This window comes from Halomonas sp. IOP_31 (genome assembly GCF_021151495.1).
In the GTDB taxonomy this organism is placed as follows: Bacteria; Pseudomonadota; Gammaproteobacteria; order Pseudomonadales; family Halomonadaceae; genus Modicisalibacter; species Modicisalibacter zincidurans.
In genome coordinates this window covers 73270-95977 of record NZ_JAIRBP010000013.1, presented here as the reverse complement: position 1 = coordinate 95977, position 22708 = coordinate 73270, and the positions used below count along the sequence as shown (strand labels likewise).

Here is a 22708-nt window from a genome sequence, read left to right as displayed (position 1 = left end):
GAGGCGGTCGGCATGGTACATTTCGTCATGGCGGTTGATGCGGTTGATTCTTGTGTAGGAGCTTGAATTATAACCGATTTTCAGCCGCTTTTTTCATGTCTGATGAAATATCCGGGCTAGGGCTTCTTTGAGCCGTTGTGTAATCCGCCGATCGGCATCGCTGGGTTCGGGGTCGCCCGAAGGGTGGTTATGAACAAGGATCACCGCCGCCGCATTGTGCGCAATGGCGTGTTTGATCACTTCACGGGGGTAGACGCTGGCTGAGTCGATGGTGCCCCGAAACAGCTCATCAAAGGCAATCAGCCGATGCTGGGTATCGAGTAGCAACGTCCCAAACACCTCGTAGGGATAATCGAGCAACAGGGTTTGCAGGCAGCGATGGACTTCATCAGGGCTGCCCAGTTTATTGCCTTTACGTAGCCGCTTGTGGGCAATCATCTTGGCGAGGTGTAACAGCTGAGCGTCGGTCACATCGCCATCAACGCGGTAGGTGCCGGGGTTTTCCCCGGCCACCAGCTGGGCTTGCGGTGTATAGCAGGTCATTATCGATCTCCTTATCAGGGATTAGGCGGCAACGGTGGCACCCTTGAGGGCGGCAAAATGCTCGGTGAGCTTCCATAGCGCTCGGTTTAAGCGCACGTCTTCGGTCACGCTATTGATGGCCCGAGTCCGGGTGGCCCGACCCGATTGAGACCGGCCACGCAGCCCGCCCTTGAAGAGGTTTTCCTGGGTGCGGTTGAACACGCTCCACAGGCTGCCGTTGGCATCCTCGCTGCGGCGGGCTTCCAGTAGATCCCCCGGCTGCACGGGGCTTGATTGCGCCCAGTCGTCGCCGTAACGCAGCGACAAGGCCCCTTCGGCAAACAGCTGGGCTTCGCCTCGACTGACCAGGGTGGATTGAAACGCCTCCACCCCCTCGGCAATCCGAGGTACTTGGTGGCTTAACTGGATCGAGCCTTCCAGGATTTCATCGACAATCTGTTTACCGTGACGCACACGGATACCGCCCACGTCGCCCACCGGGGTGACCATGCCGTTGAGGCACACCAGCCGGAACAGCCCCAAATCGAGCTGAAAGGCGGCGCTACGGTCATGGCTGTTGGTGAGGACCAGTTCGGTGACGCTATCCCCCACGGCAATCTGGCGGTCGGGGTCTTGCCGAAAACGGATCAGATGGCGTGCCACGCTTTGGCGCTCGGCGTGGCGGACATGGGTTTGTTGAGCCCTTACCGGATACCAGCCCTCGGCTTGCAGAGCATCGACCACGTTGATGGTGGGCACGAAGCCATACCGCTCGGAGACGGCGGAATCCGGTTCCTGAGCGAAGATGGCGGGGGCGGTGCGATGGAGTTGGTCGTGAGTGAGAATGCGCATGGTGTCTCTCCTTGGGTGTGTGAGTCATTGCTTACCGAGTGAGCACGGCATAACGGCCCGCGCCTCCAGGGCAGCGGGCAGCGTTGATGCGATGGCGGGGTCTTGGGTCGTGAGAGTGGGATGGAGTGGGTGCCCGCGTTGCACGGGCGTGGGAATCAAGCGCGCTTGGCCTGGCGTGCTGGGGATTGCTGAGCCTCGCGATTCTGCGAATCATTTGTTTCCCCGTTATAAGGTTCGTTGGGGGCAGCCTTACCTTGCTGCTGGCTTTTGGCCTGCAGCTTGTCGGCCAGGGTCACGGGCTGGCTGGTGGTGCCGCCCTGCCCTTCTGCTCGTGGAGCGTCCTGGGCAGCGGTGAGATCGGGGTAGAACTCCTCCACCACATCGGCGGACTCCTCGGCGCTGTCTTCAAACGCGCCGTTGGCGAAACCGGCCTTGGCCGCTCTATCCAGGGCTTTCTGGTCGAAGCCGGTCTGCTGGCGTTCCTCATCCAGGCGCTGGGCCTCGGCCAGGGTCTCTTCCAGCGTCCAGCCCTCGCGCTGGGTGATGTCGACGTAGAAGATCGGCGTGCCACGGCTCTGGCGGGTGGACTTGCCCCGTAGCCGCAGCTCCAGGGGCATGCACGCCAACCGGTTGCCCGAGATCGCCTTGAAGTAGGCAAGCCTCGCCGCCAGGGTGCGAATCGAGTTGAAGCCCGTGGTGCGGAAGATGAAGCTGCCCAGCGGATCGTCGTCGCCAATCAGCACGTTGAGCCGTCCGTAGGGCTTGCAGGCCCCGCCCTGGGCCAGCGGGCAGGCGTCCGGCGCCGGACACGGCAGCGTCTCCATGCCTTCCCGTGTGCGTCGCTTGCACTGCTCGCCGTCGCCCACGCACAGGGGGCGTGCGGTCTGACGATCGAACAGCGCGTACTCGGCGCGCAGGTTGAGATCGGGGTCGTTGAACAGCAACCGGATGGGAATACGCCGCAGCTTGCCCTCCTGCTCGCTGCGCAGGGCTTCATCCAGGGGGTGGCGCAGCCAGCCCTCGCGGGTCTGCAGTTGCGAGGTAATGGTGAACTGATCGTCCTTCTGCGGCAGACGCTTGCCGTGATTCTCCACCACCTTGCCGATGGTGATCCGCCCCAGAATCGGCGGGGTAATGGCGAGTCCCTTGAGCATGGGAACCTCCTGTCTCTTCAAGTGGTTGCCCCCAACGCAAAACGCCCCAGAACGGCCGGAGAGCCGCACTGAGGCGTTCGGTGTGCGGGAGAGCGTTGGGTTATGGGTTGGCGGGGTGCGAGCGCAGGGCGTCGCTAACGACGCACCACGAAACGCCGTGAGCCGGGATGGGTCTTCAGGTAGTCGGCACACAGGCCGGGGTGGTCTTTCTGCAGGGCCCTGGTGTCGAGTCGCGTGACCGGGGCGGTCTGCTTCCAGCTCAGACTGCCCGAGGGAAACGTCGCCAGCGTCGCGGTGCCCATGGCCTGCTGCAGGCGGTGCTTGAGGCGCAGCTCCTCCTTCTTCGCGTCCTCCAGGGTCTGGCGCACCCGTTGCAGGTCGACAAACGCCTGGCTGAGCCCCACGTCATGGCTGAAGTCGACGGTCTCGCCGTCATCCTGGGGGAACAGGCTTCGCAGGGCCTGATCCGCCGACTCGCTGCCATCAGCGGGCGGTGGGGTATCGCGCTCGACGCAGTCCCAGAACTGGCGTTCCAGGGCGATCAGCTGCGCGATCATCGCCTCGTCACGCGCGATGCGGTGGATCTGCAGCTCATGGCCCCCGAGCAGCACGGCCACATCGGCGGCCTGTTGCCCGGTGACCGCCAACTGGTGCATCACCTGCAGCTGCACGTACTCGGGCACCCCACTCTTCCACAGTCGGGCGCCGTGAAGTCCGGCCGTCTTGCACTCGAGGATCTGCACGGCGTCATTGCCGACGATCTCGCGATCCAGGTTGGCGAGCATCCAGGGATGCTCGACGTGCTGCAGGATGGCGTTGACCCGCTGCACCCGGTGGCCGGTGTGCCGGGCGTAGTGCTCGGCGACCAGCGGTTCGAGCACCTGGCCCCAATGCAGCGGGCTGGTCAGTTGCGCCTCGGGGGCCGGGTCGGTGGATTCCGTCTGACGGCCGGTCTTCTCCAGCCACAGCTCGAGCGGGGACTTGTAGGGATGGAGGCCCACCGCCGCGGCGGCGTCACTACTGCCGATCCCGCTCTGGCGAATCGACAGCCAGGCCTTGCGATCCAGGGCGCGGGTATCGACCAGGCGCCGGGCCTGATCGCGATAGCGGCGCTGGGGGCCGTCAGGGCGACGCGGTCGCGGGGCTCGCCCTAGCGGCGTCGAGGTTGGCGACGGCACCCCGCTCTGCTCGAGGGCCGCGAGGACCGAGGCGGTAACGCTGCCCGGCTGGGCTCGGGCGGATAACGAGGACTTGGGCGACTCGGTGGCCTCGGAGGTGGATGCGGCGGTACCGGCTCGAGCTCCCGAATCGGTACTCTCCGGCAGCCGGGCGGAACGGGCCGCTTCATCCGCGACAACTGGGGACAGCGTAGTGGGACGTGACGTGGGCTGGGTCATGATCTCTCTCCTGAGATACAAACACGGCATAACGGCCCGCTCCCCGAAGGCAGCGGGCTGGGCCGTTAGTCGGATGCAATGAACGACAGCGGAAAGCCGGTGGCTCACCACTGAGGGGTGTTAGTCGACGTGAGGACGGAAGGTGTGCGCGCAGGCCAGGCACTGGTGGCTATCGAGCAGCCGGGCATCGAGTTGCTGGCCCAGACGGGCACCGGCGAGACCGCCCGCCGTGCCGCCCACCAGGCCACCAAAGATCGCCCCGGCCAGGCTACCCACGGTCAGGCCGACCGGCCCGGCCCAGGCACCCACCAGGGCTCCCGTCTCGGCGCCGCTGAGCGCCCCGGCAGCCCCGCTGGCCGCCCCTGCCGCACCCCCGATCCCTCCGCCAACCTTGCGACCGCGGTGTCGCGCGCGCACCCGCGGTGAGCCACAGCTCGGACATGTGAGCGTCATGAAAACCTCCTGAGGTGGGAATGACGTGTCATCGAAGCCATCGCTTCCCGGCTTCAAGGAGGTAATACAGGGCTGAGATTTTTTTGAATCGATGTCGGATGCCGTCAGTGCCGTTACGTGGCTGACGGAAAACCCCGGGATTATCCCCGGGCGGAAAGCGACTCCGGCGATGACGTATTATTTGACAGACCGTTGGCATCCCATGAGCGTCATGCAGCGTAACGCATTGCCAATGGAAAGTTTTTAGAGCTCGGGCCCGACAACGATCCCCGGTACGCCCGGGGCGTTGGCGTCATTATCCCCAGTCCTTCCGGGGCATGCGGATCGGCTGCCATGACGGGTCAGTAATATATCTAAATCTACTTATCTCTAATCCCTGAAGAGATAACCTGATAACTTAACCAACCCCCTTAACCACTCAATCCCTGAAAGCGGATTGATCCAGCCATTACAGGCTGCCATGGGCCATACCCCATGACGCATTCTCAAGATATCGCCCTCTCTTCTGAGGGCGTTAAGCAAATCCCCCCTGATCCATAATCGCGTCAATGCCACAGGCTTGACGCTTCCTCCTGCGCGTCACAAGGAAAACATTCATGTTTCAATCACAGCCCAAGCGCCATCCCCTGTACACCAAACTAAACTGTTACTACGACTCGTACTATCGGGGCTTTGAAGTGAATCAACACGATAAGGCCCCCTTGATCGAGAACTACCTGGAACGAAGTCTGCTGATACAAACCCGCGCGCTTGCGCATTACAATCGGGTGCTGGCCTTTCGTATTGATCTACGCTTTCCAGACTGGATGCCCGCCTTCGAGCTTACCAATGACAATGTCGTTCTCAGCGCCTTCTTCCGCCATTTGAATGCAGAGCTGGTCAAGGCCGGCACGAAATACACCACGGTATTGCGCTATGTATGGTGCCGGGAGCAGTACAATAGCGACAAGCCGCATTACCACCTCATGATGTACGTGAACTACGACGCCTACTATCAACTGGGCAGATTGAGGCCCTCGGAAGGCGGCGGATACGAAGGGCGAGGCCTGTATCATCAAATCGCACGCGCCTGGGCCAGGGCGCTGGGTTATCTGTCCTGCGACGTCGAAGGCCTGGTTCAGGTCGGCGAAAACCCCATCACGGGCTATCCCTACACGGCCTGCCTGCATCGCGACGACTTCATGGGCCAGGAAGAAGCGGTCTTCAATCTCAGCTACCTGTGCAAGGCGCACACCAAGCCCTTCCAACAAGGCGTGCATATGTTCGGCACGAGCCGCAGTTAACCCATGACAGGGCACGGCAGTACCGTGCCTTTTTCCATTACCAGGAGATCCCCCATGGACAGTCATGCCGATCGCTGGCTACGCAATTACGAAGCGAACAATCCCCAAACCGTAGCCGCTTATCGCCAGCCTCCGCGTAACCCACCCCCTCCGGAAGCGCCGCTCTTCTCCAGCAGGCTGGCCACAGACCCCACGACACATGCCCCCATCCCGGCCTCGGCAACGCCGGGCGAGACGCACGGCTCCCAGGACATTCACGCCCTACTCCAGGCCGCCATTCGCCTGCGACGGTCACGGGGCGATACCCAGGCCGCCTTCGCCTATCGGCTGGGGGTCAACGTGCGCACCTGGCAGGAGTGGGAGCAGGGACGCCGGTGCCCCTCGGGCCCCGCCCGGACCCTGCTGGAACGGGGGCTCAAGGAGCTGGGTCCAGGCTACCCAGCATAATCTTCCAAGCCAGGAAGCCTCTCCGGCGAGACCGCCGCCAGCCCCGGTCACTCCCCGTCAAAACCATGACGGGCTCATTTTAATCAGCAAACAGTCTCTCAATCCCTGCTAGAATTGCGTTTTCTTGCAAAATTAGCACGGATAAAGACAGTCATGAGTGATCAATCAGACGTGTTTCGCGAAATAGAGGCCAACCAGAGTCTGTCCGACGAGCAGTACGCGATCCCGGCCATCGGCAGTGCCTGGCCAACTTTTCGTGAAGATTCCCGGTTCGAGTCAGCCGTGGCAGCCGTCAGTGATCACGTTCAGGTGGCTTCCGAGATGGCGGCGTCGGTCGCAATGGGCGCAATGGCCACCGCATGCCAGGGGTTGGTGGACGTGGAATACCCCAACGGTCATCGTGTCCCTACGTCGCTGATGCTGTTGGTCGCCGCCAGGAGCGGCGAGCGCAAAACGGCGCTGGAAGGCTGTTTTTTTGGCCCGATCCGGGAGCTTCAAGAGGAAAAGGCAATCGAGCTGAAGCAGCGGCAGCGAGACTATCAGCGAGAATTGAAAAATTGGCAGGACAAGCAGAAAGTCTTGCGCAAAAGGATGCTAAAGGCGTTCGAGGACGATCAGTCCACACTCACGTTCGAGCAACGTCTGGCCGATCACGACAAGGAAAAACCGACCCCACCTACCGATTATCGCCTGATCTACGAGAACACCACACCTAGCGCCCTTACCTACGCGCTTCACGCCAATATTCCCAACGCCTGCCTACTGTCGAGCGAGGCGGGCAGCCTTTTCACCGGCAAGGCATTTGAAGATCTTTACCTGTTCAACGCGTTATGGAGCGGCTCATCCATTTCCGTCGACAGGCGCACCAGTGAATCTTTTATCCTGAACAATGCTCGCCTGACAGCCTCGCTCATGATCCAGCCGGAAATCATTCAGCGATTCTTGGAAAAGCGTGGCGACGATGCGCATGGCAGCGGTTTTTTGGCCCGGTTTCTGTTTGTTTATCCAACCCCCAAGGTGGGTCATCGCACAGAACTACCCAACGAGCTTGCCGATGCCGACATCCTGCCGTTCCAGGAACGCTTGCGTGAGCTTTTAATAGAATCCATTGAAAATCTCGACCAAAAAAAGCCGCGCCGAGCCCTTACCTTCTCGGCAAGCGCTAAACTTTTATGGAAAAAAATGTATCGCCGCATCGAGCAAGAAACGCTTCCCGACCAGATTTATTACCATGCCGAGGGCCATGCCTCGAAGCTCATGGACAACATCTCACGCATGGCGGGCGTACTGCATACCTTCGAAGGTTATGAAGGCGAGATAGGAACCAGAACGCTGGCCTATGCTTATCGTCTGGGCCGCCACTATTCCCGCCATTATCTAGACTACATAGCCGGCGAGCCTGAAATTGTGACCCTTGGCAATCGCTTGGTCCAGGATATACGAAAGCTATCGAACTACTCCCACGGGATTTATCAGTTCGTGATTTCCGACATCACCCAAAAGACCCACCCCAAATTGCGCAGGAAAGACAAGATGAAGGCTGCACTCACCCTCTTGAAACGTCTGGGGCATCTCCAAGAAAAAACCCATAGCAAGCAACTGACTTTCAAGGATACGGTCTTTGGCCCTCAAGCGCCGGAGCTCAAGAACGGGGAAGTGTACTATCTGGAGGAGCTACCCTTGTTTGATGAACAATACCCAGAGAAAGGCAAACACCTGATCCAGACAGGCTACCGTTCTAAATCTACCCTTGATGAGGATTTTCGCTAGACCGAGGGAGATCCGACAAGATCAAGCTGACATGCGGGCGCTCAGCCGCCCGCTTGTTGCACAGTCGCCACGAGGTCGAAGTAGGCCCGTTCGGCATCGCCCTCCTCGACATTGGCATCGATGAAGTCGTCCAGGGCATCACAGATCGCGATGGCTTCCGGCGAATCGCCCAGCCGCTCGACCCAGTCCTCATACAGGGCCCGCAGCGCGTCGTAATCCGCCTGACCCATCGACTCGAACAGCAGGTGCTCGTAGCCTGCCAGCGTGGCCAGCAGCGCCTCGCGGGTCTCGGAAGGGATCGGGGCCGTATCGGGGCCCTGGGCATCGGGGAAATCGGTCATTGGGCCATGATAGCAGCCTACAGCGGCCCGTGGGCCGCCTTTATGCCGTAAGTAGGGAAACAAGGAAGGTAGCGGCATAAAGCGCCGCACGGGGCGGTCAGGGAGCGACAGTAGCGCTCAATGATCGACACGAGGGCCCACAGCGACCCCAAGGGTAGCCCAGGTCGTAATCACTCCCCGAAATCGAAGACCATCTCATCGTCGTCTCCGCCAAAGAGGGACTCCAGCGGCTCGGAAGGCGCTTTCTCCACCGGCTGCTGGGCCTGGTGCTTTGCGTGGAACTTCGCTCTTTCGGTCAGCTGCGAGAGCTGATGCATCGAGAATAGCTGCCCATAGGCCAGTGCCAGGGCACCGTGGCTGCGCAGACTGGCGAATGCCTCGGCGGAGAGTTCGTTCAGGGCGGTCTCATTGATGCGATACAGCCCCTGCACCTTGAGCGGTTCCTGCCCTTCACCACGCTCGACCTGCAACGGCCATGGCTCGATCACGCCACTATCGCCCAGTGCCTTGGCGGCCTGCTGGGTCAACTGGCGACTCTTCTCGCATTCCTGCAGGAAGTTGAGGGTCTGCTGCACGCGCTCGTTGAGTCGGCCTTCCCCATCGAACAGGGGCTCGCCCTGCTCGCTCTCCAGCAGGTGATCCTGCGCGATGCACAGCGCCGTCTGGCCATCCTCGGTATTGGCCAGCGTGAACGGATAGCCGCGCAGGCTGGCGGGCACGTAGCTGCCCAGCCACTTGCCGTTGGGGGCGACGTAGAGGTTGGTCTGGCCATCGAGGCCCAGCAGGGCCACCGGCTGGTACTGCTCGCCCTGCTGGATAAAGCCCAGCGCATAGTGCGGCAGCAGCTTGGGAAGCTCGGCGAGCAGGATCGAGGCGACCGGCTGTTCGGCGGCGAACCGATAACCCTGGCGCGGCTGGTAATGGTGTTCAGCATGCTGTGTACGGGAGATGGCGATCCACTGCGGCATGATAGCTCCGGTTGAGACGTGATATTGAGGATATTTTATCAGCCATCACGGCAAGACAAATCTTGATGCCCCAAAAGAAAAACCCCTGGCCCGAAGGCCAGGGGTTCTTTCAGCGAAGCATCGCCTTGACATGCCCCGGCGAACCGGGGAATGCATCCGCTCCTAGGAGGGATTAGGCGAGGACAAGTTCGTCAGCAGTGACTGCCACGCTACCGGTCAGCTCGACAACCATGTCTTCGCCGTCGGTGAAGCCAGCGGTGTCAGCGGGGGTACCACCGCCATCGTTGTTGTCCACTACCACATAGGTGTTGCTGTCCCACTCGAAGAAGCGAACCGCGCTGTTGGTGGTCGCATCTTGCGCGTCGACCGCCAGGTCCAGAGCAGCCGACAGATCAGCAGCGCCGGAGACGTCAACAGCCGTGCTGTTGAAGGACGCGGCGCCGTTGACGATCGCCTTGAAGTTGAGCGTGTCCGAACCTGCGGTGAAGTCAGTCACGGTGTCGGTGTTGGCGCTCGACGAGTCCGCTTTCGCGCCGTAAACGACGGTATCGGACCCGGCACCCAGCGTGATGCTGTCGGCACCTGCGGAGCTCTTGACGGTATCATCGCCTGCACCCGCGTCGATGGTGTCGTTACCGGCACCACCGTCGATGGTGTCCGCACCTGCGCCACCGTCGATGGTGTCGTTACCAGCGCCGCCGGACAGGGTGTCCTTGCCGTCACCGCCACTCATCTGGTCAGCGTAACCGCTACCAGTGAGAACATCCGCACCAGTGCCGCCGGTGAACACCACGCCTTGGCTAGCGTTGGCACCGCTGAACGTCACACCCGCGCTCGAAGCAGACGCATCGAAGGTGTTGAGGGCGGTGAAGTTCGCAGAGCCTTCGGCTACCGTCGTCGCTTGATCAGCTGCCACGTTGATCGTGTCAACACGGTTAGCGCTGTCGAGCGTGACCGTGGCAGCGCCGGTGCCAGCAGTATCGGTGTCTGTATCAGTCACACTGACGTCCACCGTTTCAACGAACGCGGTGTCCACCCGAGCGGTAAATGCAGTCGCGCCGGCGAAGTCAACGTTGGCTTCGATATTCACTTGATCATCGAAGGAACCCGCGTCACTTGCACCGTCTACAGCAGCCGTAACCACACCACCAGCGGCGTTGTCACCCAACGACCCGAATTCAATGGTGTTACCGGACGCCATAGTCACCGTGGCAGCACCAGCAACGGTACTTTCGAGCGTGATGCGATCAAAGCCAAACGCGGTCAGGTCTTGATCGTCAGCCAACCCGTCGCTGATCGCCATCTGCTCGAAGTTCGACAGAGTAGCAACCTGGTCCGCATCAGCACCGATCGTGTTCATCTGAGTGCTTGTAGCCCGCAGGGTGTCAGTGCCAGCGCCCGCGTCGATCGCGTCAGTGACGTCGGTGGTCGCGTTGATGGCGTCGATCGTCAGGGTGTCATCACCGCCACCAAGGTTGGCAGTCAGCGCCACATCGGCGTCTGCCGTGACAGTCACCGTGTCCGCGCCGTCGCCGGAAGTCACCGAAGCAGTGCTGGTGTTAACCGTTGCAGCGGAAACATCGAGAGTGATGGTGTCATCACCCGCGCCGGTCTCGACCGAAGCTTCCTGCAGGCTGCTGCCGGCAGTCACGGAAACCGTGTTATCGCCGTCGCCCAGGGAAACGCTGGTGACAGCCGCGTCACCGGCAGCACCATTTGCACCGGTCAGGGTAACGCTATCGTCAGCGCCAGTGCTGCTGATCGACGTGTCAGTGCCAGCTGTAGCACCACTGTTGTCCACAGCCAGAGCCATCGCGACGCCTGCCGAGTCAACCGAGGTCAGGCCGCTGTAGGTGCTGTTATCCAGATCAACGGAGCCGGAACCACTCACGCTCAGGGAGGTGAGGGCAGCCAGATTGGGGGTACCAACAGTGTCTGTCACCGCACCGATCACGCTGTCACCGCTGTTGACGATGGTCAGTTTTTCGACCGTGTCAGTGGTGGTCGTGGCGTTACTTACCTGAACATTGCCGACGTTGGCCGAGGTGGTGTTCACGGTAAGGGCGTCTGCACTACCGGACAGGTCGGCCGTTGTGGTCACGATCGTGTCGCTGCCATTGCCTTGAACGATACTGATGCTCGGCAGGGCCGCCATGTCCTGGACGGTCACGTCTGCGCTGGAGCGATCGTTGGTCAGCGACGTAACACCCGACCAGGCACTCGCGTCAACGGTGTTGCCATTCAGGTCACGAATCGAGACGTTCTCGATTGAAGTGAGGTCAACCGCAGCACTATTAGCATTAGCGAACACCAGCTTCAGCGTGTCGCTGCCATCGCCACCGTTCAGGTCATCACCAGTGGTGTAGGTGGCGTCGGTGCCAACGTAAGTGTCGTCACCTGCACCACCGTCAAATGCCGGGCTGGTATCGATACCTGTAGTGAGCGTGAAGGCCTGGCCAGGATTCTGATCGTTGTTATTGACCAACTCAGCGAGTTCGGCCTCGACATTGACAGCCGCCGGGTCGGTGGTTTCATCAACTGTGGACAGGAAGTCGCGAGCGGCCTGGGCAGCGTCGGTACCCTGGTAGGCCAGCACTTCTTCAGTGGTGTCGATGTCGGTAGTGAACGCGTCAGCCACAGCCACCTTGTTGCTCAGCGCGGTTGCGTCTTCGTTCTGGGCGCCATTGGCGATGTCCAGAGCGATTTCAGCCAAGGTGCTCTCGCCGGAAGCCAGCTGCTCGGAATAGTAGTTCAGACCTTCCAGCTCGGCGTTACGGCCGAACATCTGGTTGTAGAGGTTGTTGACCAGCTGCTCGTTGGTCTGATCACCGAAGCGTGCGTCAAATTCCTCGGACGTACCGAAGGCATTGACAACGTTTTCCACACTTTTGGCTTCGATCTGGTCGGCCCAGTAAGTCAGACCTTTCGGGTCGGCGGGGCGACCGTAGTAGGCGACATACAGTTGCTGGGCCAGGTCAAGATTAGCTTGTGTTGCCATGGGACTATAGTCTCCTAACGTTTACAAAGTTGGCGGCCTAGTAACGCCAACCGTTCACACTGCTTGAGCGCTCGAGCTCTGCTCAGTGAGCCGCACCCGATTGCCAGTGATTGCTGTTGTGTCGTGCCGATTGTTCCTTAGGACCGGTCACCATATGAACCACCGCGACGGATGCGGATACCGGCTAATGTAATGACCGCCGTGCTACTTAGTCAACGAGCGATGCTAACGAACAATCGACAAAATAGCCTTCTATTCGTGACATGCCAATGACCGTTCATGCGCCTCGGGGGCGCTTGGCGGCGTCATCGTTAGCCTGCCACTGACAGCGAGATTAGCTTATATCCGGGCTCATGGCGAGAGTAAACGCTTACTTTTTTGCAACTTTCGCCTGCCCTTCGCAAGGCGCTGATCCGGCTGAAGAAAACACTGTTTTTCTTGGGGCGACAGCATAGCTCATGTGAGTTTTTATTGCAGCGCGGGGGTGAGCAAATCTCCTGCCGACATTAAACCTCTATTCAACCCTTATCGCTTCATGCGGCCTGCGAAAGAAGCGGCCACTCACATTCAACTTAGCGCAGCGTGTGGTGACCCGAAAGCTCGGTGAAAAGCGATCTACTTTGGTTGTAAGTCATTTTGCCATAGAGCGGAAATGATACCGAAAGCGACGCTTGGCGCGCCGCCCGATCGGCTTTTCGGCATGGCTAATAAACAATTGTTTTGTAGGACTAAACGCGTTGCACACGTTTAGCTTTCGTCAAAAAATCGCTTTTGCCGGCCAATGCCTCAGACGACGCTCGCCAGTACGCGCACCGCCGAGCCCCAGGCGAAGTGGCGCTCGGTGCGCTCGCGGGCGCGGGCGACCCGCGCCTGGCGCGCCGCGTCGTCGCAGGCGAGCAATTCGCCCAGGGCGCGCGGGAACGCTTCGAGCTCGGCCAGCCACACGGCGTCGGCGGCGAAGTCCAGCCCGCGGTTGCCGAACGCCGTGGTAAGCACCGGCACGCCGCTGGCAGTGTAGTCGAGCATCTTGAGGTTGCTGCCGGAGCCGCTGGTCATGGGGTTCAAGGCGACGTCGACGCTGGCCAGCAGCACGCGCAGTTCGGCATCGCCGACCCGGCCCAGGGCGCGCACGTTGGGCGGCAGATGGCGAAAACCGGGGTGATCGCAGAGGCTGCCGGCAAGATAGAAGATCGTCCCCGGGTGGGCCGGCGCCAGCCGCCGGCAGATGAATTCCGCGGCCTGCAGGTTGGGGCCGTGCCAACTGCCCAGGAACAGCGCCACCGGCCGGTGCTGGCCGAGCCGCGCCTGCCAGCGCCGCCGGGTGGGCAGGTCGATCATTGGCAGCGCCGCGAGGTCGGCGCAATTAGGCACCACCCGCCCCTTGTCGGCGGGAAGCTGGTAGCGCTCGCGGAAGAGATGCAGGTCGCCCTCGGCGCAGGCCAGCACTTCGCTACTTTCCTGACAGGCACGGCGCTCGGCGGCTTCGACGTCGGCCAGCGCGGCTTGCGCCTCCGCGACGCCACGGCTGAGCGCATCAGCGAGGATCGCTTGCTTGAGGTCGCGCTCGACGTTGTGCGATTCGTACAGCCAGGGGCCGTCGAAGTGCTCGCACAGCGCGTGGACGAGGTAGGGGTGGGCGCATACCCCCAGCGTGGCGTGGGCGGCGTGACGCTTGAGCGCGGCGATGAAGGCGGGGTTGTCGCGCCAGCCGTGGATGCCGGCGATGTCGTCGACCGGCGCCTCGAGCGCCTGGGTCAGATCGTGCAGGCGGCGCGCTTGAGCGCGGCTGAGCGGCACGCGATGTTCGCTCACGCCGGGGGCGATGGTCTGTTCGCGCTCCTCGTCGTCGGGGCCGGTCAACGAGAGCAGCGTGACGCGCACGCCAAGCTCGCTGGCGATATGTCGGTAGAGGTGAAACATGCGGCTCTGGCCGCCGCCCATCGGCGGATAGACCGGAAAGGTGTTGAGCACCAGCCAGTGCGCGCCGCCGCCGATGCCGGTGACGACAGGAAACTGCGGGTCGCTCGGGCGTTCGACCGGGGCCTCGGCGAGCAGGTGATCGAGCGTCTGGCGCCAATTGACGTGGGCGACGCGCACACGGGCATTGTCGCCCATCTGCCGGGTGCGCGCACGGTCCATGGCGGCCTCGTTCAGCGCCCTGGCCAACGCCTGCTCGCTGGGGGCGACGCTCCAGCCGGTGACGCCGTGTTCGACGAATTCATTGACGCCGCCGGCATCGGCGCAGGTGATCACGGCCTTGCCGGCACCCATCGCCTCGACGGTGATCAACCCGTAGTCCTCGTCATATGGCAAAAACGGCACGGCGAGCGCGTCGCGGTACTGGGCGACGATCTCGCTGTCGCGAACGAAGCCGAGAAAACGCACTCGCGGGTCGTCGCCGGCGAGCGCCTTCAATTCGGCTTCCTGCGGGCCGGTGCCGGCGATGCGCAGCTCGATGTCGGCCTCGCTGCGCAAGAAGGCGCGCAGCAACAGGTCGATGCGCTTGGGGCCGTCGAGCCGGCTGACGGTGAACAGATAGTCGTGATTGCGGCCTTCGAATACCGGCAGGTCCGAGGGGTGGTGAATCACCTGGATGGGCACGCCGCGCGGAAAGTAGTCGGCGCGACGGGTGACGTTGCGCGAGATGGCGGCGTAGCGGCGGATCGCCCTCGGCGCCAGGGCGATGGCGTCGAGGTGATGGACGATCGCCCGGGTCAGCGGGCCGGGAAAGGCGAACAACCCGTCGCGGGCGGCCTCGGGCAGGCCGCTGCCGTTCAGCAGGGCGTGGACGATGCCGAACAGCTCGGGCAGTTGAGCACGCTCCGGCGTGGCCTCGAGCAGGTGCTTCAGGCGCTTGAGCCGTGGGTGGTGGCGCAGCAGGCGAATGGCCTGGCGGCCCTTCTCGCCCGGCCAGGCTTGGGGCTCGAAAGGGGCGTGTTCGGCGCGCTGCGGCCAGGGGTAGGTGTCGTAGAGCCCGCGCAGGGTGTGCTGCAGGTACAGGTGATGGTCGGGGTGTTCGACCATCCAGGCCGGGTACTTGGTGGAAATGACCCGGTCGAAATGGCTCAGGTCCAGCTCGGCGAAGCGCCGGTAGCTGGCGATCAGTTCGGGAAAGTTGCGCTCGGCGCTGGGCAGCTTGATCAGTTCGAGCTGATGATCGCTCAACTGGTTGACGTGATGCTGCAGGCCCCACCACAGCTTTTCGGCCCCGCCGACGGCAAACGGCACGCCACTGGGCGCGACGAGGGCGATCTTCATGCTCCCTCCCCGAGCAGCGTGGCGACGACCTGCTGCCAGCCGATGCCGGCGCGGTGGTAGGCGGCCTGGCCGGCGCGGCCCATTTCGGCGCTGCGCGCGCGGTCGGCCCAGGCCTGGTCGATGGCGGCGGCGATCGCTTGGGGTTCGGCCGGCAGCACCCATCCGGTTTCGTCGTGTTCGACGAATTCACGCGGGCCGCCGCTGTCCTCGCAGGTGATCACCGGCTTGCCGGAGAGCATCGCTTCGAGGGTGATGTAGCCGTAGTCCTCGTCGCGCGGGCCGAAGAATACCGCCAGCGAATGGGCGTACCAGGCGCGCTTTTCGGCCTCGCTGAAGCGCCCGGTGAGGCGCACGCGGTCGTGCAGCCGGTAGCGCTCGATCAACTGCTGGTAGCGCCCGCGCTGGCCGCCGTCGCCGGCGATCAGGATGCGCGCCGGGCTCTTGAGGTGGCGCGCGGCCTCGATCAGCAAGTCCTGACGCTTGAGGCTTTCCAGCCGGCTGGGGCAGAACACGTAGCCCCAGTCCTCGTCGCAGTAGAAGCGCTCGGCATCGAACGGCGGATGATACAGCGGCGTGGCGGTAAGCTCGTTGTAGTGCGCCAGGCGCTCGGCGACCCGCCGCGAATTGGCGAACAGCCGGCTGGCGCGCGCCAGGTGGCGGTTGTCGTAGGCGTGGATAGCATCGCGCAGTTCGCGCTGGGCGGCGCTGGCCTGGTCGTCTTTCCCCGATTCGTCTTCCCAAAGCTCATAGACGGCGCGGTGCTGATGCATCACCCACACGACATGATCGGGATGCTGTACGCCGTAGCCGGGAAACTGCAGGCTGACGACCTTGTCGATGGCCATGCCGTTGGGGGCGGTGAAATCCAGCGTTTCGGCGTAGTCCATGGCGCGCTGGATGTCGGCTTCGGGCTGGAAGCGAAACGGCAGCCTGAGCAGTTCGACCTCGTGGCCATGCTCGCGCAATGCGCGGGTCACGCCCTCGATATGGTAGTCGGCGCCGCCGCGCATGAACGGAACGAGATTGGCGGTAACCAGCACTCTCACGGCTGCGCCTCCTCGGCCGGCGTGTCGTCACCGCTGGCGGCTTCCAACAGGCGTGCATCGGCGGGCGCGGCCTTGCGGCCAACCACGGCGAAGTCCTGCGGGCCGCACAGGTGGCCGTTGACACGCTCGGTGAGCGGGTCGTCGCCGGGCACCTTGGCCTCTTCCGGGTAGGGATTGAAACGCCGCACCTCGACATCGGCGAAACCCAGGTAACGCAGCAGAAAGCTCATCGCCGTGGGGGTGAGCGGGTTGAGGTGCGTGGGGTCGTGATAGAAGGTGTGGCTGCCCACCAGCAGGTTCTCGGGATTGGGCGTCTCGACGATCAGCACGCCGCCGGGGGCGAGCACACGCTGGGCTTCGTCGATCATCGCGTAGAGCGCAGCGAACGGCAGGTGCTCGGCGAGGTGGAAGGCGCTGATCAGCGCATGGCTGTCGGTGCCCTGCTGGCGCAATGCCTGAATGATATCGCCGTGCTCGACCTCGAAGCCGGCGTCGCGGCAATGATCGATCATGGCGACGTTGAGATCGACCCCATGCGGCGCGAAGCCCTGCTCGGCGAGTAGCTGGAGCCATTCGCCGCGGCCGCAGCCCAGGTCGAGCGCGCGATTGCCGACTTCCAGGGCCTGGTCCCATTGCGGCCGGTACTGGCGCAGGTGGGCGTAGATCGCCGCTTCGCTACCGCGGCAGGCATCCTCGAAGGCCAGGTAGTAGGCGTCCAGCAGGTCCTGGTCGAGCTGTTCGCCCGCTTGCGTCGTGGGTGCCGCCGCGGGGGGCTCGACGAGGCGCTCCACGGCGCGCCGGTGCTGTTGCAGCGCGCTCCACAGCGCCGGCTGGTGGCGCTCGATCGCGTCGATGCGCTGGCTCTGCTGCTGGGCAGACTCCGCCTGCTCGGCGAAGCGCTCGTCGTGCGCTTTCAGGCGCTGTTCGTGCACGTTGCCGGCAGTTTGCTGGCGCTGCAGTTCGCCGTCGAGTTCGATCAGCACGTCGCGCATCAGGATGTCGCGACGTTCGGCGCGGCCCTCGCGCGAGGCGATGCGTTCCAGCAGGCGCATGCGCGGGCGCACGGCGATCGACGCCAGCCGATAGGCCAGGCGCATCGGCGGGCGCAACGCGCGACCCAGCGGCCCCAGGCGGCCGACCAGGCGAAACGGCAGCGTGAGCATGCCCCGCCGCGGCACGGTCACGCCGTGACGCGCCAGGTAATCGCGCGCTTCGTCGGCACACAGCAGCTCGGCGAGTACGTACAGACGCCCGGCGTGGGGCAAAACGCCGAGATAGTGGCTGAGCCCGTCGTGGTCGGCGTCGCGGCCCATCAGGGTACGGTAGACGCGCTGCAGGAATATCTCGTCGCCATGCCGGGCGGCGACGAGTTCTTCCAGGCGCGGCCTGAGCGGGTCGCTGACGCGCAGCGGATCGACGGTGTCGTCGAGCAGCTCGCCGAAGCGTTCGCGATAGGCGAACGGCGGCGGTTCGGTGGTGGCTTCGTCGGCCTCGACTTGCCGGGCCACGGCCTTGAGACGGCCGATCAGGCTGTCGATGGAATCGAAAGTCTGGGTCATGACTGGCTTTCCTGGCGTTCGGTCGGTCGGCCCGCTGGCGGGGCCGCGGCGACCGGAGTCATCTGAATGTCCGTGGGGAGCCGGCAGATGCCGGAAAAGAGATGCTGCTTGTAACCGGCCACTTCGAACTGCAGGTAGCTGTCGCACCACCAGTAGCAGTCCTCGAGATGATGCTCGCGGCTGTGCAGCGCCACGGTGAGCGTGTACTTGCCGGGGGCGATGTTGGCGTCGAGGCGTAGCCGGGCCTGCTGACGCTCGCCGGCTTGCAGGCTCACCGCCTGGTCCAGCTGAAAGGTGTTGACGCCGAAGATGTCCTGGCCGAAGCGATCGCGGATCAGCACGCCGAGGGTGACGTCGTCGACGGCCTCGCGGGCTTCCAGCGTCAGGTCGAGCTCGAGGCGCTCGCCGCTGGCGAGGGTACTGCTGAGGCTGTTTTCGCCGAACAGCGAGCCGTCGATCACGCTGATCTCGCCGCTTCCGTAGGCGCGATCGTTGCGCTGCTGGTGACGCCCCTCCTCTTCTTCGGCCTGGCGCGCCATGATGCGGTTGTAGAGATTGACGGCGTCGTCGGCGTTGCCGTTGTAGGCCAGTTGCCCGCCTTCGATGACCAGCGCGCGGTCGCAGAGCATCTTCACGGCGTTGAGGTCGTGCGAAACGAACAGGATGGAGCCGCCGCCGTTCTTGAATTCACGAATGCGCTTCATGCATTTCTGCTGGAAGTAGCCGTCGCCCACCGACAGGGCCTCGTCGACCAGAAAACAGCGCGGGTCGGCGTGGATGGCAATCGCGAAAGCCAGGCGCATCGACATGCCGGATGAATAGGTGCGCAGCGGCTCGTCGATGTAGCCGCCGAGCTCGGAGAACTCGACGATGGTGTCGCGCTTGGCTTCGATCTCCTCGTGACTCATGCCCAGCATCAGGCCGTTGGCGGTGATGTTCTGCAGCCCGGTGAGTTCGGGATTGAAGCCGGTGCCCAGCTCGAGCAGACCGGTGATTCGCCCGTCGATGTGGATCGTGCCGCTGTCGGGCAGTAGCACCCCGGTGAGCAGCTTGAGCAGCGTCGACTTGCCGGCGCCGTTACGCCCCAGCACGCCGAGCACCTCGCCGGGCGCGACCTGGAAGCTGATGTCCTTCAGGGCGTGGTAGCTGGTATGCCGGCACTTGCCGGTCACCGCTTCGAAAAACCGGTCGAGCGGGCGGTGAAAGAGCTTGAAGGTCTTGCTGAGTCCCTGGATTTCGATCATGGCTCTCTCCCTAAGCGGTGCCTGAAAAATGTCTGCTCTCACTCATACGGTGTTAAAAATCAACTCAAAATACTCATTTACCCCATGTAAACTCCGTTTTCTCACTGATTTTTGCCTTGTCTGAGCATCGCTCGCCTATTTTTCAGTCGACGCTTTAGAGGCAGTCGCGAAGGTCGCGTTCGGTGCGACCCAGCAACCACAAAGACAGGCACAGTATCAGCGCGGTGACTGCGGTAAAGATGCCGAGCGGCAGCAGTTCGGGCAAGCGCTGGTACATGATCAGGTCGCGGTAGGCGTTGACCAGCGTGAAGAACGGGTTGAGCTGCATCCAGCCGAGCACCCAAGGGGGGAGGATCTGGGTGACGTAGACGATCGGCGTGACCCAGAACCAGACCTGCAGCACCACGGCGACGACTTCCTTGATGTCCTTGAGGTAGACCGCCATGATCGCCAGGCTCAGGCCGACGGCATAGACGCTCAGGCATTGCAGGCCAAAGATCACCGGTACCCCGATCCAGTAGGCCGACAGCGGAAAATCGATCAGCAGCAGAAAGCCGACGAAGAAGCCCATGCTGATGATATAGACGATGGTTTCGGCGAGCAGTACCGACAGCGGCAACGCCAGGAGCGACACGCTGACCTTGGTGACCAGGTGGCTCTGATCCTTGTAGAGGTTGGTGATGCGGCCGAGGCTGTTGGCGAAGGCGGTCCAGGCGAGTACCCCGCAGATCAGGTAGATGCTGTAGGAGTACTGGTCGATTTCGGCACCGAAGCCTTCCAGCTTGGCGCCCATGATGCGCGAAAAGACCAGCACGAATACCAGGATATTGACCAGTGGCGCGATGAAGGTCCAGGTTGCGCCGAGCAACGAACCGGAATGGCGCTCGATAAGGTCTTGCCGGGTCAGGTGCAGAATTACCGGCAGGCTGGCACGTATAGCGCTAAGGCGTTGTCGCATGAAGACGTATCGCTAGTTAAAGGGTGGCTTGTTAACGCGTGGCTTGCAGGAACGAGGCTTCCAGGGCATCGGCCGATTTCTGCCAGGTGTAGGATTGGGCGCGTTGTCGCCCTGCTTCCCGTAGTTGCTGGGCCAGAGCGGTGTCGTCCTGGAGCCGGATCAGGGCGCCGCGAATGGCCTCGACGTCGTCCGGCCCAACCGTCAACGCCGCTTCGCCGGCCACTTCGCGGGTCGCTGTCCGGTCCGCCGTGAGTACCGGAACGCCGGCCGCCATGGCCTCGATCACCGGCATGCCGAAGCCCTCGTAGCGAGAGACATAGGCGAAAATCGTCGCGTTGGCATACAGCGCCGGCAGGTCCTGGTCGCTGACGTAACCGAGCCGACGTACCCGCCCTTCCTCGAGCGCTCGCGCAGTGCCATCCGGCAATTGCTCGTCGCCCCATCCGGTGATGCCGACGACCAACAGCGGGCAGTCGCGCTGGCGTTCGTGAGGCAAGCTGAGAAAGGCACGCAGTAGCGTCGTCAGGTTCTTGCGCGGCTCGAGCGTTCCCACGCTCAGGCAGTAACGGGCGGGCAATCCATGGACCTGGCGAACCCGGTCACGCCGAGCCGAATCGACGTCGAAGAAACGCGGCGCCACGCCCGGCGGCACGAGGTCGATCCGTTCGGGTGGAACGTCGAACAGATCGATCACTTCATTGGCGGTAAATTGCGATACCACGTTGATGCGCGTCGCGCGGGCGACACTCCGGGCCAGATGCCGATTGAAAAAGGCCGTTCGCTCCCTGGGGTGATATTCGGGAAAGCGACAATGCGACAGGTCGTGAAGCGTGACGACACTGCGTCCCGGCCACGGCAGGCGGATGAAATTGGGCTCCCAGTAGAGGGTGTCGTGCACGTCCCGGCTGGTCAGGGCATGCACGCGCAGACGCTGAGCGAACGCCTGGCGATAGGCAAACCGCGTCACCGGATTGCGCAGATACCGCCTGGCGAATTGCCAGGCGCCGACACGAGCACGGGCCGCATTCTCACTGCCCGGCTCGGCGATGCCCTGCGAAGCGGCGGCACCCAGCAATGGATGATCGGCAGTGACAGGACTCAGCCTCAACCCGGCCAGGCCGAGCAGCGACGACACAGGCCCGGCCGTCTGCTGGCGGCTCGCCAATTCACGGGTCAGCTCCCGCGTGTAATGGCCCACCCCGGTCAAGGGGCTCAGCAGGGGTTGCAGATTGACGATGACGTGCATGGGCGACTCAGTCATTGAACGCAAGCGTCGGCATGCAGCCAGCCAACTGCTGGTGAAGGTTATGGTAAAAGGCGTCGTGGCGAAACCGACGGGCCTGGCTCAGACAATCCACGGCCTCGAAGGTGCGCGCTTCGAAACGCTCGAGGGCCGCCAGCAGGCTGGTCACCGTCTGTTCCTCGAAGAAACAGCCCGTGGCGTGTTCTGCGCCTTCCTCGCCACGCACGGTCTCGCACGCTCCGCCACTGCCGTAGGCGATGACCGGCGTGCCGCATGCCTGAGCCTCGAGCGGCGCGATGCCGAAATCCTCGTCAGCCGCAAAGACGAATGCGCGCGCGCGCGACAGCCGTTGTTGCAAGTCGTCGATGGGTAGATACCCCAATATCTCGATGTTTTCCGCGCCTTGCGCCAGTTGCTCCAATCGCTTGCGCTCGGGACCATCGCCGATTACCAGCAAGCGTCGCTGGGGCGTTTGGCGGAACGCCTCGATGATCAGATCCTGGCGCTTGTAGGGGACCATTCGCGAGGCGGTGAGATAATAACCTTCGCGTGGGCCGGGATAAAACGAGAACGCATCCAGGTCGACAGGAGGAGGCACGATGGCCGACGAGCGCCGGTAGTACTTGGTAATGCGTCGCGCGACGTTCTGCGAGTTGGCGATGAACAGATCGACCTGGCCGGCCGTCATGTAATCCCACTGCCGCAAACGATGCAGCGTATAGCGCATCAGCCAGTTCAACGGCGGAAACTTGACCCCGGAATCGGCCAGGTAGGCTTCCTTCATATCCCACACATAGCGCATCGGCGTATGGCAATAGCACACGTGAGCCTGGCCGGGATGGGTCATGACGCCCTTGGCCACGGCGTGGCTGGAGGAAATGACCAGATCGAAATCGCGCAGGTCGAGCTGCTCGATGGCATAGGGCATCAGCGGCAGATAATGCCGGTAATGCCGCCGCGCGAACGGAAGGCGTTGTATCAGACTGCAATGGATACGGTGCCGAGAGATACGTTCGCGTATCTCCTCGGGCATAAAGTCGACGACGGTATAAATAGCGGCTTGAGGAAAAGCCTCGAGCAGTGCGTCGAGCACCTTTTCCGCCCCGCCACGAGCAACCAGCCAGTCATGGACGATGGCCACGCGCAATGAGGCTGCCGAATCACGCAGCGATTCCAAGGCATTCACGGTCGTACTGTCTGAGACGTCTGTCGGTT

General features: G+C 62.7%; 18 protein-coding genes. 3 read left to right on the top strand and 15 right to left on the bottom strand.

The genetic code is table 11. The features are described 5' to 3' along the window. Positions 1-93 precede the first annotated feature (93 nt). The 5 genes from K7I12_RS09055 to K7I12_RS09030 all read right to left on the bottom strand — a co-directional run bounded on the left by K7I12_RS09055 (position 94) and on the right by K7I12_RS09030 (position 4378). Entirely contained in the window at positions 94-543 is a 450-nt protein-coding gene (locus tag K7I12_RS09055) for a JAB domain-containing protein (protein ID WP_231663962.1), read from the bottom strand. Between the two features lie 21 nt (positions 544-564). After that, positions 565-1374: a DUF932 domain-containing protein gene (locus tag K7I12_RS09050; RefSeq protein WP_231663961.1), complete on the bottom strand. Its 810-nt coding sequence runs from the start codon at positions 1372-1374 to the stop codon at positions 565-567. Positions 1375-1529: 155 nt separating this feature from the next. After that, positions 1530-2528: a recombination directionality factor gene (locus tag K7I12_RS09045; protein ID WP_231663960.1), complete on the bottom strand. Its 999-nt coding sequence runs from the start codon at positions 2526-2528 to the stop codon at positions 1530-1532. A 134-nt stretch (positions 2529-2662) separates the two neighbouring features. Then, a complete protein-coding gene (locus K7I12_RS09040; protein WP_331460581.1) occupies positions 2663-3925 on the bottom strand; it encodes a YqaJ viral recombinase family nuclease in 1263 nt (420 codons plus the stop codon). Positions 3926-4045: 120 nt separating this feature from the next. Continuing rightward, positions 4046-4378, bottom strand: a complete 333-nt coding sequence (locus tag K7I12_RS09030) for a hypothetical protein (protein ID WP_231663958.1) — start codon at positions 4376-4378, stop codon at positions 4046-4048. A gap of 596 nt (positions 4379-4974) precedes the next feature. On the opposite strand from K7I12_RS09030, the gene K7I12_RS09025 reads away from it, so the two are divergent. The 3 genes from K7I12_RS09025 (at position 4975) to K7I12_RS09015 (ending at position 7878) form a co-directional block, all read left to right on the top strand. Further along, a complete protein-coding gene (locus tag K7I12_RS09025) occupies positions 4975-5661 on the top strand; it encodes a YagK/YfjJ domain-containing protein (protein WP_231663957.1) in 687 nt (228 codons plus the stop codon). A 54-nt stretch (positions 5662-5715) separates the two neighbouring features. Then, positions 5716-6108, top strand: a complete 393-nt coding sequence (locus K7I12_RS17670; RefSeq protein ID WP_269438618.1) for a hypothetical protein — start codon at positions 5716-5718, stop codon at positions 6106-6108. A 153-nt stretch (positions 6109-6261) separates the two neighbouring features. Continuing rightward, positions 6262-7878 (top strand): YfjI family protein, encoded by a 1617-nt coding sequence (locus K7I12_RS09015; protein ID WP_231663956.1) that lies wholly within the window; start codon positions 6262-6264, stop codon positions 7876-7878. A 41-nt stretch (positions 7879-7919) separates the two neighbouring features. Here the strand turns inward: K7I12_RS09015 and K7I12_RS09010 are convergent, their stop codons facing one another. The 10 genes from K7I12_RS09010 to K7I12_RS08965 form a co-directional block, all read right to left on the bottom strand. Continuing rightward, positions 7920-8219: a hypothetical protein gene (locus tag K7I12_RS09010; RefSeq protein WP_231663955.1), complete on the bottom strand. Its 300-nt coding sequence runs from the start codon at positions 8217-8219 to the stop codon at positions 7920-7922. Positions 8220-8389: 170 nt separating this feature from the next. Next, positions 8390-9187: a SapC family protein gene (locus tag K7I12_RS09005; protein WP_231663954.1), complete on the bottom strand. Its 798-nt coding sequence runs from the start codon at positions 9185-9187 to the stop codon at positions 8390-8392. A gap of 172 nt (positions 9188-9359) precedes the next feature. Then, positions 9360-12185, bottom strand: coding sequence for a DUF4214 domain-containing protein (locus K7I12_RS09000; protein ID WP_231663953.1), 2826 nt, complete (start codon positions 12183-12185; stop codon positions 9360-9362). 786 nt (positions 12186-12971) lie between these two features. After that, the gene (locus K7I12_RS08995; RefSeq protein WP_231663952.1) at positions 12972-15443 is read right to left on the bottom strand and encodes a glycosyltransferase family 4 protein; all 2472 of its coding nucleotides are present in this window, start codon (positions 15441-15443) and stop codon (positions 12972-12974) included. After that, complete coding sequence (locus tag K7I12_RS08990) at positions 15440-16489, bottom strand: glycosyltransferase family 4 protein (protein ID WP_231663951.1); 1050 nt, start codon at positions 16487-16489, stop codon at positions 15440-15442. The genes K7I12_RS08995 and K7I12_RS08990 overlap by 4 nt, the downstream gene beginning before the upstream one ends. After that, entirely contained in the window at positions 16486-18048 is a 1563-nt protein-coding gene (locus K7I12_RS08985) for a class I SAM-dependent methyltransferase (RefSeq protein ID WP_231663950.1), read from the bottom strand. Before K7I12_RS08985 ends, K7I12_RS08990 begins: the two co-directional genes overlap by 4 nt. Next, complete coding sequence (locus K7I12_RS08980; RefSeq protein WP_231663948.1) at positions 18045-19292, bottom strand: ABC transporter ATP-binding protein; 1248 nt, start codon at positions 19290-19292, stop codon at positions 18045-18047. The genes K7I12_RS08985 and K7I12_RS08980 overlap by 4 nt, the downstream gene beginning before the upstream one ends. A gap of 154 nt (positions 19293-19446) precedes the next feature. Continuing rightward, the gene (locus K7I12_RS08975) at positions 19447-20250 is read right to left on the bottom strand and encodes an ABC transporter permease (protein ID WP_231663947.1); all 804 of its coding nucleotides are present in this window, start codon (positions 20248-20250) and stop codon (positions 19447-19449) included. Positions 20251-20281: 31 nt separating this feature from the next. Then, positions 20282-21496, bottom strand: coding sequence for a glycosyltransferase family 4 protein (locus K7I12_RS08970; protein WP_231663946.1), 1215 nt, complete (start codon positions 21494-21496; stop codon positions 20282-20284). A gap of 7 nt (positions 21497-21503) precedes the next feature. Next, positions 21504-22679, bottom strand: a complete 1176-nt coding sequence (locus K7I12_RS08965; protein WP_231663945.1) for a glycosyltransferase — start codon at positions 22677-22679, stop codon at positions 21504-21506. Positions 22680-22708: the final 29 nt, after the last annotated feature.

What these genes read in the sequence shown, in the direction of transcription:
- K7I12_RS09040 (WP_331460581.1), bottom strand. Translation starts at nt 3,925, where the DNA reads ATGACCCAGCCCACGTCACGTCCCACTACGCTGTCCCCAGTTGTCGCG.
- K7I12_RS09025 (WP_231663957.1), top strand. Translation starts at nt 4,975, where the DNA reads ATGTTTCAATCACAGCCCAAGCGCCATCCCCTGTACACCAAACTAAAC.
- K7I12_RS09030 (WP_231663958.1), bottom strand. Translation starts at nt 4,378, where the DNA reads ATGACGCTCACATGTCCGAGCTGTGGCTCACCGCGGGTGCGCGCGCGA.
- K7I12_RS09010 (WP_231663955.1), bottom strand. Translation starts at nt 8,219, where the DNA reads ATGACCGATTTCCCCGATGCCCAGGGCCCCGATACGGCCCCGATCCCT.
- K7I12_RS09005 (WP_231663954.1), bottom strand. Translation starts at nt 9,187, where the DNA reads ATGCCGCAGTGGATCGCCATCTCCCGTACACAGCATGCTGAACACCAT.
- K7I12_RS08980 (WP_231663948.1), bottom strand. Translation starts at nt 19,292, where the DNA reads ATGATCGAAATCCAGGGACTCAGCAAGACCTTCAAGCTCTTTCACCGC.
- K7I12_RS08985 (WP_231663950.1), bottom strand. Translation starts at nt 18,048, where the DNA reads ATGACCCAGACTTTCGATTCCATCGACAGCCTGATCGGCCGTCTCAAG.
- K7I12_RS09000 (WP_231663953.1), bottom strand. Translation starts at nt 12,185, where the DNA reads ATGGCAACACAAGCTAATCTTGACCTGGCCCAGCAACTGTATGTCGCC.
- K7I12_RS17670 (WP_269438618.1), top strand. Translation starts at nt 5,716, where the DNA reads ATGGACAGTCATGCCGATCGCTGGCTACGCAATTACGAAGCGAACAAT.
- K7I12_RS09015 (WP_231663956.1), top strand. Translation starts at nt 6,262, where the DNA reads ATGAGTGATCAATCAGACGTGTTTCGCGAAATAGAGGCCAACCAGAGT.
- K7I12_RS08975 (WP_231663947.1), bottom strand. Translation starts at nt 20,250, where the DNA reads ATGCGACAACGCCTTAGCGCTATACGTGCCAGCCTGCCGGTAATTCTG.
- K7I12_RS09050 (WP_231663961.1), bottom strand. Translation starts at nt 1,374, where the DNA reads ATGCGCATTCTCACTCACGACCAACTCCATCGCACCGCCCCCGCCATC.
- K7I12_RS09045 (WP_231663960.1), bottom strand. Translation starts at nt 2,528, where the DNA reads ATGCTCAAGGGACTCGCCATTACCCCGCCGATTCTGGGGCGGATCACC.
- K7I12_RS08995 (WP_231663952.1), bottom strand. Translation starts at nt 15,443, where the DNA reads ATGAAGATCGCCCTCGTCGCGCCCAGTGGCGTGCCGTTTGCCGTCGGC.
- K7I12_RS08970 (WP_231663946.1), bottom strand. Translation starts at nt 21,496, where the DNA reads ATGCACGTCATCGTCAATCTGCAACCCCTGCTGAGCCCCTTGACCGGG.
- K7I12_RS09055 (WP_231663962.1), bottom strand. Translation starts at nt 543, where the DNA reads ATGACCTGCTATACACCGCAAGCCCAGCTGGTGGCCGGGGAAAACCCC.